The organism is Rhodoplanes sp., assembly GCF_013377085.1.
GTDB lineage: Bacteria > Pseudomonadota > Alphaproteobacteria > Rhizobiales > Xanthobacteraceae > Rhodoplanes.
The window spans coordinates 26,938-44,638 of sequence record NZ_JACAAX010000002.1 but is presented as its reverse complement, the minus strand read 5'-3'; the positions used below and the strand labels follow the sequence as shown (position 1 = coordinate 44,638).

15 protein-coding genes are annotated in these 17,701 nt (G+C 68.4%); 13 read left to right on the top strand and 2 right to left on the bottom strand.

Annotated features, from left to right (window positions below; genetic code table 11):
* Positions 1–23: 23 nt before the first annotated feature.
* A complete protein-coding gene (locus HXX10_RS02135; protein WP_296519757.1) occupies positions 24–311 on the bottom strand; it encodes a hypothetical protein in 288 nt (95 codons plus the stop codon).
* 1,034 nt (positions 312–1,345) lie between these two features.
* Between HXX10_RS02135 and HXX10_RS02130 the strand changes: the two genes are divergently transcribed.
* The 7 genes from HXX10_RS02130 (at position 1,346) to HXX10_RS02100 (ending at position 9,471) form a co-directional block, all read left to right on the top strand.
* Positions 1,346–2,269 carry an amidohydrolase family protein gene (locus HXX10_RS02130; protein WP_296519755.1) on the top strand — a complete coding sequence of 308 codons (924 nt, stop codon included), beginning with the start codon at positions 1,346–1,348 and terminating at the stop codon, positions 2,267–2,269.
* Positions 2,270–2,288: 19 nt separating this feature from the next.
* Positions 2,289–3,218, top strand: coding sequence for an amidohydrolase family protein (locus HXX10_RS02125; RefSeq protein WP_296519754.1), 930 nt, complete (start codon positions 2,289–2,291; stop codon positions 3,216–3,218).
* Positions 3,219–3,278: 60 nt separating this feature from the next.
* A complete protein-coding gene (locus HXX10_RS02120) occupies positions 3,279–4,142 on the top strand; it encodes a xanthine dehydrogenase family protein subunit M (protein WP_296519753.1) in 864 nt (287 codons plus the stop codon).
* Between the two features lie 17 nt (positions 4,143–4,159).
* Positions 4,160–4,651 (top strand): (2Fe-2S)-binding protein, encoded by a 492-nt coding sequence (locus tag HXX10_RS02115; RefSeq protein ID WP_296520057.1) that lies wholly within the window; start codon positions 4,160–4,162, stop codon positions 4,649–4,651.
* Between the two features lie 191 nt (positions 4,652–4,842).
* Entirely contained in the window at positions 4,843–5,856 is a 1,014-nt protein-coding gene (locus tag HXX10_RS02110) for an ABC transporter substrate-binding protein (RefSeq protein ID WP_296519752.1), read from the top strand.
* 127 nt (positions 5,857–5,983) lie between these two features.
* Positions 5,984–8,266, top strand: a complete 2,283-nt coding sequence (locus HXX10_RS02105) for a xanthine dehydrogenase family protein molybdopterin-binding subunit (RefSeq protein ID WP_296519750.1) — start codon at positions 5,984–5,986, stop codon at positions 8,264–8,266.
* Positions 8,267–8,472: 206 nt separating this feature from the next.
* Positions 8,473–9,471 carry a GTP-binding protein gene (locus HXX10_RS02100; protein WP_296519749.1) on the top strand — a complete coding sequence of 333 codons (999 nt, stop codon included), beginning with the start codon at positions 8,473–8,475 and terminating at the stop codon, positions 9,469–9,471.
* A 186-nt stretch (positions 9,472–9,657) separates the two neighbouring features.
* Here HXX10_RS02100 and metZ read toward each other — a convergent pair whose 3' ends face one another.
* Entirely contained in the window at positions 9,658–10,875 is a 1,218-nt protein-coding gene (gene metZ / locus HXX10_RS02095; RefSeq protein WP_296519748.1) for an O-succinylhomoserine sulfhydrylase, read from the bottom strand.
* Positions 10,876–11,321: 446 nt separating this feature from the next.
* On the opposite strand from metZ, the gene HXX10_RS02090 reads away from it, so the two are divergent.
* The 6 genes from HXX10_RS02090 to HXX10_RS02065 all read left to right on the top strand — a co-directional run bounded on the left by HXX10_RS02090 (position 11,322) and on the right by HXX10_RS02065 (position 17,548).
* Positions 11,322–12,293, top strand: coding sequence for an ABC transporter substrate-binding protein (locus HXX10_RS02090; protein ID WP_296520056.1), 972 nt, complete (start codon positions 11,322–11,324; stop codon positions 12,291–12,293).
* 13 nt (positions 12,294–12,306) lie between these two features.
* Positions 12,307–13,056 (top strand): ABC transporter permease, encoded by a 750-nt coding sequence (locus HXX10_RS02085; RefSeq protein WP_296519746.1) that lies wholly within the window; start codon positions 12,307–12,309, stop codon positions 13,054–13,056.
* The gene (locus HXX10_RS02080) at positions 13,044–13,808 is read left to right on the top strand and encodes an ABC transporter ATP-binding protein (RefSeq protein ID WP_296519745.1); all 765 of its coding nucleotides are present in this window, start codon (positions 13,044–13,046) and stop codon (positions 13,806–13,808) included. The genes HXX10_RS02085 and HXX10_RS02080 overlap by 13 nt, the downstream gene beginning before the upstream one ends.
* Before the next feature lie 329 nt (positions 13,809–14,137).
* Positions 14,138–15,385, top strand: a complete 1,248-nt coding sequence (gene egtB, locus HXX10_RS02075) for an ergothioneine biosynthesis protein EgtB (protein ID WP_296519744.1) — start codon at positions 14,138–14,140, stop codon at positions 15,383–15,385.
* Positions 15,386–15,418: 33 nt separating this feature from the next.
* A complete protein-coding gene (gene egtD, locus HXX10_RS02070; RefSeq protein WP_296519742.1) occupies positions 15,419–16,387 on the top strand; it encodes an L-histidine N(alpha)-methyltransferase in 969 nt (322 codons plus the stop codon).
* Between the two features lie 279 nt (positions 16,388–16,666).
* Positions 16,667–17,548 carry a polysaccharide deacetylase family protein gene (locus HXX10_RS02065; RefSeq protein ID WP_296519740.1) on the top strand — a complete coding sequence of 294 codons (882 nt, stop codon included), beginning with the start codon at positions 16,667–16,669 and terminating at the stop codon, positions 17,546–17,548.
* The last annotated feature ends 153 nt before the right edge of the window (positions 17,549–17,701 follow it).

Sequence of the window (17,701 nt, the reverse complement as noted above, 5' to 3'; positions counted from 1 at the left end):
GCGGCGTGACGGTGCGCGGACGATCAGCTCAGATCGACCGTGAACTCGAACTCGGCGAAGCCGTAAGTGTTGTCCTCGGACGGCGGGAACACGCCGCTGGCGATGTAGGAGCGCACCAGGCGCTCGATGATGGCGCGTTCCTCGTCGGTCGGCGCCTCGACGATCTGGCTCGGCGAGCGGTCCTCGGGAAGCTCGATCTCGGCGGCGACCTCGATGGCGACTCCCACGGCCGGATGCAGCCCGTGGCGCTCGATCCAGTCACGGGAGATGTAGGCGACGTCGCGCAGATAATTCGGTCGAAGATGGTCCACGTTTCCTCCTATGTCGGCATTCGGCGCGGCCCTGGGCCGAACCGGTCGGATCGCCGCCACCCGCGGCGGGAGCCGCCCCTGACACAAGTCGCCGTGGCCGGGCCACTATGGCCCGAGGCCCGGAGCGGTGACGGGGAGCGGCGCAACGCGCGTGGCTCGTCCGGCATCACCGTCGCAGGGGTCCGGCTTCTTGCCCTGCTGGTCCGGCCGGTCCGCTGCCGCCTCGTCTCGCCTGGCGCAACAACCAATCGATCGCGCGTCTGCTCGACTGCGGCTCGGGCGATCCGCATCCGGACCGCGCTCGCCCTCGGAACCGATCGTCCCGCGGTCTCTCCGACCGCGTTGCGTCGCAACCATCATGCCGCGACGCACAAATTCACTTCATCTCTGCACAAATAATCAGCAGGCCTAAGAAAACATCCTGCCGAGCGTCGAGATACAGCAATCATCTGGCAATCGGTATCCGTGAGACCACCGAGGCCGATCAACACAAACGTGTCACGATCACGCGTCGACGGGCGTGAGGGAGTCTCACGTCGCACAGGCGTGTCAGTTGGCTCGGCACTGCGCCGAGCCGCCGCGTTCACACGAAGACAGAACCCACGGTCACACCGGCGCATCGATTGCTGGTGGCCCGATGCGGGCGCGCACCAGCATCGCCGGCCGACTCTCTCGCGTGCGGAATCGTGTCCCGGCGGCGTTCTTGACCGCTCGGGGGGGATCGTCTATGCAACCGGCACGTCGGTAGAAGCGGTCAGCCGAACTCTTCTGCGCCCGTGCGGGTCTGTTCTCTCAACAGTGTCGCGACGCGGTCTTGGTTCGGTCGGAGATTGCTGACAGCATCGTCACTCGCGATCGTCACTTTCCGATTCTGACCGGACGTCCACCGTGCCGACCATCCGGGTGTCTCGTCGTCTGAAGCGCCGTGTCGTGGCGCATGCGTCCGGCGTTCTGGGGAACGCCGCGCCGTGTCTCGCCGTGCCGCCCGCGTGCCCGTTCCCTCTGCGACCCTCCGTACTGCCAGGAGCGATCTCATGATTATCGACATAAGCTGCTATCCGACGAAGGTCGTCGACCTCGCCTGGCGGCACGACGGCGAGCCGTTCACGGGCGAGCGTCTGCTGAAGATGATGGACGGGCCCTACTGGGTGAACGGCAAGCCGCGCCGCATCGACAAGGCCTTCATCCAGCCGCCGCAGGGCAACACCCTCTACACGGACGGCGTGCTCGAAAAGGCCGGGCGCGAGGGCATCGACGAGTACATGGCGTACACGCTCGAGCTGGTTCGGAAGTACCCGGACCGCTTCATCGGCTGCTTCGTCTACAATCCGCGCTACGGCGTCAAGAACGGCGTCGAGGCGATCGAGCGGTACGTCAAGGAGTACGGCTTCAAGATGGTGCAGTTCCAGGCGAACATGCACTGCTACCGGCCGGACCGTGCCGGCGATTGGCTGCGCCCGGCGCTGCAGAAATGCGCCGATCTCGGCGTGCTGGTGAAGCTGCATGTCGGCGACGGCCCCTACTCGATCCCGAACGAGTGGACGCCGATGATCTACGCGTTCCCCACCGTGAACTTCATCATGGCGCATTTCGGCGTTCAGACCGGCGGCGTCTACACGTTCGAGCCGTTCCAGCTCGCGATGGACAACGAGAACGTCTTTTGCGAATCCGGCTGGTGCCTGCAGTCGCGCATCGTCGAGTTCGCCAAGGATCTGCCCAAGCACAAGATCCTGTTCGGCACCGACACGCCGCCCAACGAGCCCGGCATGTGGCTGCGCCTGCTCGAGGTGCTGTGCATGGAGCCGCCGCAGGGCATGAACCTCGACGAGGACACGCTCGAGGACTATTTCGGCAACAACACCGCCCGGATGATCGGGCTCGAGCCGACCGCGCCGCCGCGCACGCGCGAGGAGGCGGAAGCCTATCTCGCCGCCTGCGCCAAGCGCGTCGCGGCCTGACGAATTCCGGAGAGAGCCGATGATCATCGACACCCACCTGCATCCCACCAATCTGGTCGACGAGGCGTGGCGCCACACCGGCACGCCCTTCACGGGCGAGCGCCTGCTGAAGATGATGGACGGCCCCTACATGATCAACGGCAAGCCGCGCCGGATCGACATGGGCTTCATCCAGCCGCCGCCCGGCAACACCGGCTATCGCGACGGCAACCGCATGGGTCGCGAGGGCATCCGCGACTACATGAAGTACATCGCCGATCTGTGCCAAAAGTACCCGGATCGGTTCATCGGCAACTTCTGCTTCAATCCGCGCTGGGGGCCGGAGAACGGCGCCGCCGAGCTCGAGTTCCACGTCAAGGAGTACGGCTTCAAGATGCTGAAGCTGCACGCCAACATGCACGGCTACCGGCCCGACCGCGCGCTCGACTGGCTCAGGCCCGCGATGAAGAAGTGCGCCGAGCTCGGCGTCGTGGTGCTGATCCACACGGGCGATGGCCCGTACACGATCCCGACCATGTTCTATCCGATCATCCGCGAGTTCCCGATGGTGAACTTCATCATCGGCCATTTCGGCATCCAGACGGGCGGCAACTACTCGTTCGAGGCGTTCTGGATGGCGATGGACACGCCGAACGTCGTTTGCGAGTCGGGCTGGTGCTTCCAGTCGCGCATCGTCGAGTTCGCCAAGGAGCTGCCGCGGCACAAGATCGTGTTCGGCACCGACTCGCCGCCGAACGAGCCCGGCATGTGGCTGCGCGAGCTGGAGGTGCTGTGCTCGCCGCCGCCGCACGGCATGAAACTCGACGAGGACGGGCTCGAGGACTACATGGGCAACAACATCGCCCGGATCTGCGGCATCCCGACGACGCCGCCGCCCCGCACCCAGGACGAGGCCTTGGCGCGCCTCAAGGACACCTACGCCATGGTCGAGCCGAAGGTTCCGGCCTGATTTGTTCGACAGCGGGTGCGGCCGGTGCCGCGCCCGCCGTCCCGCTTTGGCACGGTGGCCATGCATCCGTTCGCATATTTCGAACCGACGACGCTCGACGAGACGGTGGCGCTGCTCGCCCGGCACGGCCGCACGGCCGACCTGATGGCGGGCGGCACCGACCTGCTGGTCGAGATCAAGGAGCAGATTCGCCGGCCGGCCGCCGTCATCAACCTGAAGAAGATCCCCGGCCTCGCGGATCTCACCTGCGACGCCGCGACCGGCCTGCGCATCGGTGCGCTGGTCACGGTGCGGACGATCGAGACCTCGGCCGAAGTGCAAAAGCTCTATCCGGCACTCGCCCAGGCCGCGCGAGACATCGGCTCGATCCAGATCCGCACCCGCGCCACCATCGCCGGCAATGTCTGCCGCGCCTCGCCCTCCGCCGACACGCTGCCGCCGCTGATCGCCTATGGCGGGCGGATCGAGATGGTCGGGCCGTCGGGGCCGCGCAGCATCGCGCTGGAGAGCTTCTTCACCGGACCGGGCAAGACCGCGCTCGCCGACGGCGAGATCGTCACCGCCCTGGTGCTGCCGCCGCAGCCCGAGCAGGCCGGCTCCGACTACATCAAGCACGGTCGCCGCAAGGCCATGGAGCTGGCGACCGTCGGGGTCGCAGTGGCGCTGCGGCGTGACGGCGGCGTCTGCCGCGACGTGCGCATCGTGCTCGGCGCCGTGGCGCCGACGCCGATCCGGGCGCGCGCCGCCGAGGTTTTGCTCGAAGGCTCCACGCCGGACGAGACGACGATTGCCGCCGCAGGATGCGCAGCACGGGGCGAGTCCCGGCCGATCAGCAATGTGCGGGCGAGCGCCGACTATCGCCGCGCCATGGTCGACGTGCTGACCCGCCGCGCCGTCGCGGCAGCCTGGGAGCGCACCCGATGACCGCGCCGATCACGACCGTGGCCATGCCCGTCACCATCACGATCAACGGCGAGGCGCGCGACCTGGCGGTCGCGCCGTTCCGCACGCTGCTCGACGTGCTGCGCAACGAGGCGGGCCTCACCGGCACCAAGAAGGGCTGCGACGTCGGCGACTGCGGCGCCTGCACGGTGCTCTTGGACGGCGAGCCCGTGAACGCCTGCCTGGTGCTGGCCGTCGAGGTCGACGGCCGCGCCGTGACGACCATCGAAGGCATCGCGCCCGAGCCGGACCGCCTGCATCCGCTGCAAGAGAGCTTCATGGCGCTGGGCGCCTCGCAATGCGGCTTCTGCACGCCGGGCATCATCGTCATGGCCAAGGCGCTGCTCGACCGCAATCCCGACCCGACCGAGGACGAGATCCGCTTCGGCCTGGCCGGAAACATCTGCCGCTGCACCGGCTACACCAAGATCGTCGAGGCGATCCGCGCGACAGCGCGGCAGATGGCCGCGGCCGGCCAGCCGCGGGAGTGATGGCGATGGCCGTCGCCTCGTGCTCCGCTCATTCCCGCGCAAGCGGGAATCCAGTCTTTCGCGATGGTGCTGGGTCCCCGCTTTCGCGGGGACGAGCGGTTCGGGAGTGCCGTCCGACGCGAGTTGATGGCATGTCGCTTGCCTGAATTTCCCACATCCGATCCCAGTCGGGATCCACGGGAGCGTGAGACATGACGAAATCCGCACTGACCGCTGCGTTCGCCGCGATGCTCGTCGCCTTTGTTGCGGCGCCCGCGGTCGCCGAGACCGACATCAAGTTCGCCCTCGACTGGAAGTTCGAGGGGCCGACGGCGCCGTATTTCGTCGCCATCGACAAGGGCTACTACAAGGCCGAGGGCCTCAACGTCACCATCGACACCGGCGCCGGCTCGGTCTCGGGCATTCCGCGCGTCGCTGTCGGCACCCATCAGGTCGGCTTCTTCGACCTCAACTCCGTCGTCCGCTTCCGCGACCAGAATCCCGACAAGGACATCAAGGTCGTGATGATGCTGTACGACCGGCCGCCCTTCGCGATCGGCACGCTGAAGAAGACCGGCATCACCAAGCCGAAGGACCTCGAGGGTCGCGTGCTCGGCGCGCCGGCGGCCGACGGCGCCTTCGCGCAGTGGAAGGCCTTCGTCCAGGCCAACGGCATCGACGAGTCGAAGGTGAAGATCGAGAATGTCGGCTTCCCGGTGCGCGAGCCGATGCTGGCCGACGGCAAGGTCGATGCCATCACGGGCTTCACGTTCTCGATGCACTTCAATCTTCTGCAGAAGGGCATCCCGGCCGACGAGATCAAGATGCTGGTGATGTCGGACTACGGGCTGTCGCTCTACGGCAACGGCATCATCGTCAATCCGGACTTCCTCAAGAGCAATCCGGAGGCGGTGCGCGGTTTCGTGCGCGCCACCATCAAGGGCCTGCAGGACACCGTGAAGGATCCCAAGGCGGCGGTGAAGTCGGTGATGAAGCGCTACGAGATCGGCGACGAGAAGACCGAGCTGGAGCGGCTCGAGCTGGTGCTGCGCGAGCACATCGTCACCCCCTGGGTGAAGCAGAACGGCGTCGGCGACGTCGATCCGGCGCGGCTGGCCAAGTCGATCGAGCAGATCGGCGTCACCTACGAGTACAAGAACAAGGCGAAGGCCGCCGACGTGTTCACCAACCAGTTCCTGCCGCCGGCGGCGGACCGCAAGCTGTGAGGCACGAGAGCGTCACATTCTGACTCGTCATGCCCGGCCTCGTGCCGGGCATCCACGTCTTGTCAGGATCGCAGAAGAGCGTGGATGGCCGGGACGAGCCCGGCCATGACACAGGGGTAGCGCGGCGATGACATCGGTGATCGGCAAGAGCGTCAAGCGCACCGACACGCTCGGCAAGGTGACGGGCGGTGCCGTCTATGCGGGCGACGTCGTCCTGCCCGGCATGCTGTTCGGCAGGATGAAGCGCTCGACCGTCGCGCATGCGCGGATCGCGTCGATCGACGTGAGCAAGGCGCTGGCGCTGCCCGGCGTCAAGGCGATCCTCACTCACGCGGACGTGCCGCGCGTGCTGCACTACGGCTCGCCGCATCCGCGCTCCGCCTCGGTGACCCAGGACCAGTACATCCTCGACACCAAGGTGCGCTACTGGGGCGAGGGCGTCGCCGCCGTCGCCGCGACCAGCGAGGAGATCGCCGAGCTGGCCTGCGAGCTGATCACGGTCGACTACGAGCCCTTGCCGGCGGTCTTCACGGTGGATGAGGCACTGGCGCCGGCCGCGCCAAAAATCCACGACGTCGGTCCCGGCGGCAACTTGGTGCTCGACCCGTTCCTGATCAAACGCGGCGACGTGGAAAAAGGCTTCGCCGAGGCGGAGCTGATCATCGAGGGCGAGTACGGCATGGGCCGGCCGACGCCGGCCTACATGGAGCCGAACGTCTGCCTCTGCCAATGGGATCCGTTGGGAAAGCTCACCATCTGGACCTCGACCCAGAGCCCCTTCATGGTGCGCGGCACGCTCGCCGAGGTGCTGGGCCTGCCGCTCAACAAGGTGCGGGTGCTGGTCGACCATATGGGCGGCGGCTTCGGCGCCAAGCAGGACCTCTTCCAGCACGAATTTCTCTGCGCGCTCCTCGCCCAGCGGACCCGGCGCCCCGTGCGCATGGAGTTCACCCGCAAGGAGACGTTTCTGGGCGGCCGCACGCGCCACCCCGGCACCATCTGGTTGCGGCAGGGCTTCAAGCGCGACGGCACCATCACGGCGCGCGAAGCAAAGATCGTGTTCAACAGCGGCGCCTACGGGTCGCACGGGCCGGGCGTCACGGCGGTGGCCACCGCCTCGCTCACCTCGCTCTATCGCTGCGAGAACGTGCGGTTGGAAGGCCGCTGCGTCTACACCAACACGCCGATCGCCGGCGCCTTCCGGGGCTATGGCGTCGTGCAGTCCTATTACGCGCTCGACATCCAGATGGACGAGGTGGCCGAGACGCTCGGCATCGATCCGGCCGAGCTGAAGCTGAAGAACGCCGTGCGCGAGGGCGATATCGCGCCCTCGAACCATCCGCTCACCGGCCACGGTCTGGAGGACTGCATCCGCCGCGGCATCATGGAAACGGGCTGGGCGACGCGTCGGGCCCGCGGACGGGCGCCGCAGACCGGGCGCCTGAAGCGCGGCTGGGGCATGGGCTGCGAGATGCACGGCTCCTCGGCCTATCCGGGCATCAAGGAGCAGGGCAACGCCGTCGTCCGCATGAACGAGGACGGCTCGGTGACGCTGCTGACCGGCACGACGGGCCTCGGCACCGGCGCCCACACGGCGCTGGCCCAGATCACGGCCGAAGAGCTCGGCGTCAGGTTCGAGGACGTCGCCGTGGTGCACGGCGACACCGACGTGGTGCCGTGGGACATCGGCGCCTTCGCCAGCCACACCACCTTCATGGCCGGCCGCGCCTGCCAGATGGCGGCCGCCCAGGTGAAGGCCAAGGTGCTGGCCCGCGCCGCCGACAAGCTCGAAGTGTCGGCCGCGGATCTGGAGGTCCAGGACAGCGTCATCACGGTGCGCGGCGTGCCCGGCATGAGACTGACGGTGCGCGAGGCGATCGCGGCCGAGCGGGGCATCCCGGCGCCGCAGCTCCTGGGCGAAGGCAGCTACCACCCGACCAAGGCCTATTCGTTCGGGGCGCATTTCGTCGAAGTCGAGGTCGACACCGAGACCGGCCAGGTCAGCGTGCTGCAGGTCGTGCCCGTGCACGAGATCGGCAAGGTGATCCATCCGATCGCCGCCGCCGGCCAGATCGAGGGCGGCATCCAGCAGGGCATCGGCCACACGCTCTCCGAGGACTATGTGATCGACCCGAAGGACGGACGGTCGCTCAACGCGAGCTTCGTCGACTACAAGATGCCGCTCGCCATGGACATGCCGCCGATCCGCACCATCATCCTGGAGACGGCGCCCTCCGACGGCGGCCCGTTCGGCGCCAAGGGGGTGGGCGAGGATCCGATCATCGCCATCGGCCCGGCCATCGCCAACGCCATCCACGACGCGATCGGCGTGCGCTTCCGCCACTACCCGATCACGCCCGAGCAGATTCTGGCCGCACTCGCCGAGAAGGCGGGCGAGCAGGCGGCGTGACACGCACTGTGCCGGCAGTTGATCCGCCCTCACCCTGAGAAGCCCGCGCAGCGGGCGTCTCGAAGGGCGAGGGCGGCCCCCGAAGTCGAGTTGGCTCGACTTCGCACTCTTCAGGCACAGATCGACCAGGGTCGATCTGTGGCGGGGCCACATGGTTCGAGACGCGCTCCTCACCATGAGGTCGTGAGCATCAGGTGAGGCAGTTCATGAACGACAAATCGACGCCGGTTCCCGTCACCATCCTCACGGGCTTTCTCGGATCGGGAAAGACGACGCTGCTCAACTACATCCTCACCGAACGGCATGGCCATCGCATCGCCGTGATCGAGAACGAGTTCGGCGAGGTGAACATCGATTCCGGTCTCGTCCTCACCTCGGAGGAAGAGATCTACGAGATGACCAACGGCTGCATCTGCTGCACCGCGAGCGTGCGCCAGGATCTCATCGAGGTGCTGCGCAAGCTGATGGCGCGGCGGGAAAAGTTCGACCACATCCTGGTCGAGACGACGGGGGTCGCCGATCCCACGCCGGTCGCCGCCACCTTCTTCATCGACGACGACATTGCCCGCCGGGTGACGCTCGACGGCATCGTGACGCTGGTCGACGCGAAGCACATCGTACAGCATCTCGACGATCCCGACCTGCACGGCATCGACAACCAGGCGGTCGACCAGATCGTCGCGGCGGACCGGCTGATCGTCAACAAGGTCGATCTGGTCGACGAGCCGGCTCTGCAGAGGCTGGAGGGCCGCATGCGCGGCCTCAATGCGACCGCCGACATCATCCGCTCCAGCTACGCCAAGGTGGAGCTGGAGAAGATCCTCGGCATCGGCGCCTTCGACCTGTCGAAGACGTTGGCGAGCGACGAGCAGTTTTTGGACACGCACCACCATCATCACGATCACGACCCGGCGCTCGAGACGATGTCGTTCGTCGATACGGGTTCGTTCGTGCCGGAGACGCTGGAGGCATTTTTGCGCGGCCTTTTGGCCGAGCGCGGCGACGACGTCTTTCGGCTCAAGGGCATCGTCGCGATGCAGGGCGACGCGCGGCGCCACGTGATCCAGGGCGTCCACCGCCTGATGGAGATCCGCTCCGCCGACCCGTGGGGCAAGCAGCCGCGCTCGTCCCGCATCGTGCTGATCGGGCGGAGACTGGACCGCGCCGCCGTCGAGGCGGGGCTGAAGGGATGCCTGGCGGGGTAGGGGACAACGGCCCGCGCAACCGCGGCCTCTTCACCTCTCCCCGCGTGCGGGGAGAGGTCGGGTCGCGAAGCGATCCGGGTGAGGGGGCGCTTCCGCAAAGTCGAGCCGCCGCCGCCCCTCACCCCGACCCTCTCCCCGCTTCGCGGGGCGAGGGAGAGCGGGCGCCGTGCCCCATGACTCCGTGTCCTACAAGGCCGCCGCGGCCCGCTGCACATCCGCCAGCAGATCGTCGACGTGCTCCAGCCCGACCGAGAGGCGCAGCATGCCGTCCGTGATGCCGAGCGCGGCGCGCTCCGCCGGCGTGAAACGCGAATGTGTCGTGGTCGGCGGATGGGTGATCAGGCTCTTGGCGTCGCCGAGATTGTTGGAGATGCCGATGAGCTTCAGCGCGTTCTGGAACCGGAACGCGCCGGCCTTGCCGCCCGCGACCTCGAAGGCGATGAGGGTCGACGGCCCGCTCATCTGCCGGGCGATCAGGGCCGCCTGCGGATGGTCGGCGCGGCCCGGATAGATCACCTTCTGGATGCCCGGGATCGCCGTCATGGCGTCGGCGAGCTTTCCGGCGGTCTCGGTCTGGCGGCCGACCCGCAGCGGCAAGAGCTCCAGGCTCTTCAAGAGAACCCAGGCGTTGAACGGCGACATCGACGGGCCGGTCATCCGCAAAAAGAGCTGGATGCGCTCCTCGATCAGCACTTTGGAGGCCAGAATGGCGCCGCCCATGCAGCGGCCCTGGCCGTCGATGTGCTTGGTGGCCGAGTAGACGACCACGTCGGCGCCGAGCGCCAGCGGGCGCTGATAGAGCGGCGAGGCGAACACGTTGTCGACCACCAGGAGCGCGCCGGCCGCGTGGGCGATCTCGGCGACGCCGGCGATGTCGATCACCTCCAGCGTCGGGTTGCAGGGCGTCTCCAGGAAGAACAGCGTGGTCTGCGGGCGCACGGCGCGGCGCCACTGGTCGAGATCGGTGCCGTCGACCAGTGTCGACGTCACGCCGAAGCGCGGCAGCATCTCCTCGATGATCCAGCGGCACGAGCCGAACATCGCGCGCGGCGCCACCACATGGTCGCCGGCCTTGACCAGCCCGACGATGGCGCCGTGCACGGCCGCCATCCCGGTCGCGGTGGCCCGGCAGGCCTCGGCGCCTTCCAGCGCCGCCAGCCGGTCCTCGAACATCGAGATCGTCGGGTTGCCGTAGCGCGTGTACTGGTAGCCCGGATCCTCGTTCTTGAAGCGGGCCTCGGCCGTCTCGGCGCGGTCGTAGACGAAGCCCTGGGTCAGGAACAACGCCTCGGCGGTCTCGCCGTATTGCGAGCGCAGGATGCCGCCGTGCACCAGGCGGGTTTCGGGATGGAGGTCGGCGTCCGGCGCGGGCGGGCCGGGCGGGGAGGCTTTGCTGTCGAGCATCGGATGAGGATTTCGTCTGGCCGGGAGCGACACTGGGGCCGCTCAGAAGGGGAGGCGCTGTTGCCGCTGCGGCGACAGCCGGTTCACCGTCATAGAGCACAAGCGGGCGGCCGGGACCAGGGGCCGGTCGGGGGCGCGGGAACCGAACACTCCGCGCGGTCGATCAATCGTGAAACGTCCCGTCGGACGGACGGATCCGTTCTCCGAATGTGCGCTGCGGGGTGATGTTCTTCCTCTCGGAGATGCCGGGAGAGAGGAAGATTGCAAGTTTCGGCCAGCATATTGCCATCAGTAGAAAAGTATTCTTTCTCCGGAGAAACGCCCGTGATGCCCGCCCGGAGCTTTTTGCGATGACGCCGTCCCGTTGCCTTTCGTCCATTGCCCCCGTGTCCCGCCGGACCGTGCTGGCCGGCCTCACTGCTCTGTCGGCGACCGCGGTCGGTGGTCTGGACCGGGCCTTCGCACAGGCCGCGCCTGTAAAAGCGCGGATCGGCGTCATCCCGGTGCTCGGCGCCTCGCAGGTGTTCGTCGCCGACCGCGAGGGCTGGCTGAAGGCGGCCGGGCTCGACGTGTCGTTCACCACCTTCGAGTCGGGCCCGAACATGATCCAGGCGCTCGCCTCCGGCACCATCGACGTCTATGTGGCCGGCGTCGCGCCGCTGATCGTCGCGCGCTCGCGCGGCATCGACGTGCGGGTGGTGACGGCAACGGCTGTCGAGGAGATGACCTTCGTCGCGACGGCCAAGCTCGCCCGCCATTTCGAGTCGGGCGTCACGCCGGCCGAGGCGTTCAGGCGCTACCGCGCCAGCGCCGGCGCGCCGGCCCGGCTCGCCACTCAGCCGGCCGGCTCGGTGCCCAACACCACGCTGCAGCACTGGTTGTGGCAGGTCGGCAAGGTCGACAAGGCCGACGTCACCGTGGTGCCGATGGGCATCGACGCCACCCAGCAGGCCGTGCTGGTCGGCGCCGTCGAGGGCGCGACCGTGCGGGAGCCGGCCGTCACCATCGTCCAGACCCGCGATCCGGGCATCAAGCTGGTGGCGCTGGGCGGCGAGATGTTCCCGGGCCAGCCCGGCACCGTGGTGGCGGCGACGGCGGCGTTCCTCGACAAGAACCCGGCGCAGGCGCAGGGCCTGGTCGACGCCGTGGTGCGGGCGACTCGCCTGATTCAGCAGGATCCGGCCCGCGCCGGGCCGCATATCGAGGCGGCGCTCGGCAAGGGCATCACCGATGTGGCGACCATCCGCAAGGCGCTGGCCTCGCCGGCCTCGAAGTTCATCGCCGATCCGCGCAGCATCGTCGACGCCACTGCGGCGATGCAGCGCTATCAGGTGACGCTCGGCTCGCTCGACCGCGAGTTGCCGCTCGATGGGCTGTTCGACGCTCGTTACTTCGTCAAGGCGGCGGCGAGTCAGTAAACCGGTCAGTTCCGTGCGCTTTTCCACCTATCTTCTCCCGCCGCTCGGGCTCGCGGCCTTCCTGGCGCTGTGGGAGGCGGTGCCGCGCCTCGGCGTCGTCAACCCGGCCTTCCTGCCGCCGCCGAGCGTCATCCCGGCGGCCTTCATGCGCGAACTGTCGTCCGGCATCTGGGCCTCGGCGGTCGCGTCGAGCCTCGGCCATTACGCGATCGGCCTCGCGGTCGGCGCGGCGCTCGGCGTCGCCCTCGGCGTCCTCACCGGCCAGTACGGCGCGATGGAAAACCTCACCGCCTGGGTGGTGCGTTTGCTGCGCCCAGTCCCCGGTCTCGCCTGGGTGCCGTTCGCCATCATCTGGTTCGGCGTCGCGCCCGAGGCGGCCGTGTTCATCATCGCGGTCGGGGTGTTTTGGATCGTCTATTTCGCGGCGCATGGTGCTGTTCGCGCCGTCGATCGTGATCTGATCGAGCTCGCCGACGCCTTCGGCTTTCGGTCCGGCCCGCAGCGCCTGGTGAAGGTGCTGCTGCCGGCGGCGACGCCCGGCATCCTGGTCGGCTTGCGCACCGCGCTCGGCCAAGCCTGGATGGCCGTGGTGGCGGCCGAAATTTTCGGCGTGTTCGGGCTCGGGCAGCGAATGATGCAGGCGTCGAGCCTGCTCGCGACCGACATCGTCGTCGTCTACATGCTCACCATGGCGGGCCTCTACGGCCTGATCGACAGCGCCTTCGTGGCCCTGCAGGGATGGCTGCTGCGATGGAGAGCGTGATCACGCTGCGCGGCCTGTCGCTCACCTTCTCGCGCGACGGGACCGACACCGAGGTGCTGCAGGGCGTCGATCTCGACGTCCGTCGCGGCGAGCTTTTGGCCATCGTCGGCCCGTCGGGCGTGGGAAAGTCGACGCTGCTGCGCGTGATCGCCGATCTGGCGAAACCCAGCGCCGGGACCGTGACGGTCGAAGGCGCCGGACCCGGCCGACGCCCGGTCGCGCTGGTGTTTCAGGATGCGCGGCTGATGCCGTGGCGGCGCGTCATCGACAACGTGGCGTTCGGGCTCGAGCATCGCGATATTGCGCGCCGCGACCGAAAGACGCGGGCGGAGGCGTCCCTCGACGTGGTCGGCCTCGCCGATCTCGCGGCGCGCTGGCCGCATCAGCTCTCCGGCGGGCAGCGCCAAAGGGTCTCGCTCGCCCGTGCGCTCGCCGTCGATCCGGCCGTGCTGCTGATGGACGAGCCGTTCTCGGCCCTCGACGCCATCACGCGCGAAAGCCTGCAGGACGAGCTGATCCGCATCCGCGAAAAGACCGGCAAGACCATCCTGTTCGTCACCCACGACATCGAGGAGGCGACCTATCTGGCCGACCGCGTCGTCGTGCTGGCCGGCACGCCGGGGCGGATTGCCGCAACCCACACGATCGCGACGCCACTCCCGCGGCTGCGCACCGACCACGGCCTGCAGCACATCGCCCGGGCCGTGCGGGCCGACCTCGAGGCCGACGTCGCCTTCGGGGCGGGAATCTGACCTGATTGCCGTCATTTCGGGGCGCACCGAAGGTGCGAACCCGGAATCCAGCGACGAATTCAAAGTCGTCGGCTGGATTCCGGGTCCGGCGCGCTGCGCCGTCCCGGAATGACCGTCGCCTTGCGATCACCGCCTCGTGTCCCCGCGTGATCGTGTCGGGCGGTGACGCGCCGGCCTTCACGGCCTAGATGGTGGTCGACCCGGAGGCGGCGCGCCTCGCGGGCGGGAACCAGGGCGTTCGTGGCCGGTTTCCGATGAACGGCCGGGTATCGGGTTCGCCACAGGGGGATCCGGACGGCTGTTCGTGACCCCCGACTGCCGGATCCAGCATGAGCATGACGGCCCTGACGCCGCGCCGCGGCGCACAATTCGCTTCGGATGCCTTTGCGTCCGATGCCCGAGTCACCGGTCTGCGCCAGGCGTTCCGCAGCGTGCGGGCCCACACTGAGGCCTTGGCCGCGCCGCTCTCGGCCGAGGACCAGGTGGTCCAGTCGATGCCGGACGCCAGCCCCACGAAATGGCACCGCGCCCATACGACCTGGTTCTTCGAGCAGTTCCTGCTGGAGCCACACGCGCCCGGCTACCGCCGCTTCGACGAGCGTTTCGCCTTCCTGTTTAATTCCTATTACGTCGCGGCCGGCCCGCGCCATGCGCGGCCGCGCCGCGGCCTGGTCACCCGGCCCGACGCGGCGACCATCACGGCCTACCGGGCCCATGTGGACGCTGCGGTCGATGCCCTCCTGGCCGACGAGGCGGCGCTCGCGCCCGAGATCGCCACCATTGTCGAGATCGGCCTCAATCACGAGCAGCAGCACCAGGAGCTTATTCTCACCGACATCCTGCATGCATTCTCGGAGAACCCGATCGCACCCGCCTACGATCCGGCGCGGCGCTTTCGTCCGGCGACGTCGTCGGCCGGCATGCTGTCGCTGCCCGAAGGTATTCACACCATCGGCCACCAGGGCGACGGCTTCTCCTACGACAACGAAAGCCCGGCGCATCGTGTGCTGGTCGGACCGGTCGGGATCGACCGCGCCCTCGTCACCAACGCCGACTGGCTCGCCTTCATGCGGGCCGGCGGCTACGTCAACGCGGCGTTGTGGCTCTCCGACGGCTTCGCCGCCGTGCAGCAGGAGGGTTGGTGCGCTCCCGGCCATTGGCGCGAGCAGGACGGGCGCTGGCACGTGATGACGCTCGGCGGCCTCGTGCCGGTCGATCCGGCCGCGCCGGTCTGTCACGTCAGCTACTACGAAGCCGACGCCTATGCGCGGTGGGCCGGCCGCCATCTGCCGAGCGAGCAGGAGTGGGAGGTCGCGACCCGCAGCGGCGAACTCGCCGACGCCTTCGGCGTTGTCTGGCAGTGGACCCGCAGCGCCTACGCGCCCTATCCGGGCTATCGCGCCGCCGCGGGCGCGCTCGGCGAGTACAACGGCAAGTTCATGGTCAACCAGATGGTCCTGCGCGGCAGTTCGCTCGCCACCCCGCCGGGCCACGCCCGCACCACCTACCGCAACTTCTTCCCGCCGTCGGCGCGCTGGCAGTTCACCGGCCTGCGCCTCGTCACCTTCCCGGCCTGACGCGCGACACCCCCGCGATCACGAGGACCCCCGATGACTGCCCATGTTCGCCTGCCGCGTATCGCCGTGCCCGACGACGCGGGCCGCCGCGCCTTCCTGTCGGACGTGATCGCCGGCCTCTCCGCCGATCCCAAGCAGATCCCGCCGAAATACTTTTACGACGAGCGCGGATCGCAGCTCTTCGAGGTGATCACCCGCACGCCCGAATATTATCCGACCCGCATCGAGACCGGCATCCTGACCGAGCAGGCCGGCGCCATCGCCGGCTTCGTGCCGACCGGCGCCGCGCTGGTCGAGTTCGGCGCCGGCTCGCTCGCCAAGGCCCGCATCCTGCTCGCCGCAGCCTCCGTCAAGGCCTTCGTGCCGGTCGACATCTCGGCCGCCTATCTGGCCGGCGAGGCGGCGCGGTTCTCGCGCGAATTGCCGGGTCTCGACGTGCTGCCGGTCGTGGCCGATTTCACGGCGCCCTTCGTCCTGCCGGCCGAGATCGCGGCGCTTCCAAAAGTCGGCTTCTTCCCGGGCTCGACGATCGGCAATTTCGAGCCGCACGAGGCGGCGGCGTTTTTGCGCCATGCCGGCCGGCTGCTCGGTCCCGGCGCCCGGCTGATCATCGGCGTCGACCTGGTCAAGGATCCGGACACCCTCACCCGCGCCTACAACGATGCCGCCGGCGTCACGGCCGAGTTCAACCTCAATCTGCTGCGCCGGATCAACCGCGAGCTCGGCGCCAATTTCGATCTGAGCGGTTTCTGGCACCGCGCCGTCTACAATCGCGACCTTCGCCGCATCGAGATGCATCTCGCCAGCCGGGTCCGTCAGCGCGTGCGGATCGACGGCCACTGCTTCGATTTCCGTCGCGGCGAGACCATCCACACCGAGAGCAGCTACAAATATACGCCCGACCTGTTCCGCACGCTCGCCGCCGGCTCCGGCTGGCGGCTGGCCGAGACCTGGACGGACCGCGACGGCTGGTTCGCCGTGCATGCGCTGATCATGGCGTGACGGGCGCAGACATCGAGATCAGGACGAAGCCTTTCCTCCGTCGTGCTCCGCGCAGGCGGAGCACCCAGTACGCCGCAGTAGTGCGAATGAAACAACAAGCTCCGGTGGATACTGGGTCGTCCGCCTCCGCGGACGATGACGACTGATAGGTCGTGCTCGGGTCTGTTTCGGATTGCGTACCGATCGGGGCGCACGCGCGCAATGCGTCCGGCGGGGTGGACGGCGGATCGGGCTCTTCTATAGTCGGCGCCGCCCAAAACCCTCGCCTCGAGAGACCCCATGTCCGCTTCGTTCGACTTCGTCGCGCGTGACACGCGTGTCCAGCGCCTCGACCGCGCGTTCCGCTGGCCCGGCGGCCGCCATGTCGCCGTCATCCTCAACCTCGCCTACGAGGCGTGGTCGGACGGCAAGGCCCCCGGCGTCGGCCCCATGGGCAACCCGCTGCCGGCCGGCGCCTTCGACACCAACGCGCTGTCCTGGGGCCATTACGGCGTCGCCCGCGGCATCGACCGGCTGCTGCGCAACCTCGGCCGCCACAAGGCGCGCGCCAGCGTGATGACCTCGGGCGTGCTGGCCGAGCGCACCCCCGACGTGCTCAAGCGCATGGTCGAGGACGGCCACGAGATCGTCGCCCATGCCTGGGCCCAGGACGTCATCCCGGCGACGCTGACGACCGAGCAGGTGAAGGCCGACATCGTCCGCACCACGCAGGCGATCGAGGCGGTGTCGGGCAAGCGGCCGATCGGCTGGATCAGCCCGCGCGGCACGCCGTCGCGCGAAGGCTCGCGCCTCTTGATCGACGCCGGCTATCGCTGGCAGGGCGACGTGTTCGACGACGAGCGGCCCTATATCCAGATCTGCGAGAACGGGCGCATCGTCGCCATCCCGCTGACCATGGAGATCAACGACCTGCCGCATGCCATGCGGTTCGGCCGCTCGCCGCGCGACTTCGTCGCCCTGTTCGACGATCTTCTGGCCAATGTGCTGGCCGGCGAGGACGCGGCCGTGGTGATCGACGTGACGGCGCATTGCCACGTGTTCGGCCGCCCGAACGGCGCCTGGGCCTACGAGGCGATCGTCAAGACCGTGATGGGCCGCGACGACGTCTATGTCGCCACCCGCGCCGAGATGGCCGACTACGTGCTGAAGACCGCCGGCTGAGCGCGGCGGCTTTCGCGAGCCACCTCTGTTCGGAATTTCCGGCCCGTCGCGCACTCGCGGCGGGCCTGATGCGTTTCGGTGTTCGAGGGCGGAGACCGCGTTCCGTAGGACGGTTGACCGCGGCGTCGCGGTCCATCACTCTTGCACCGTCGC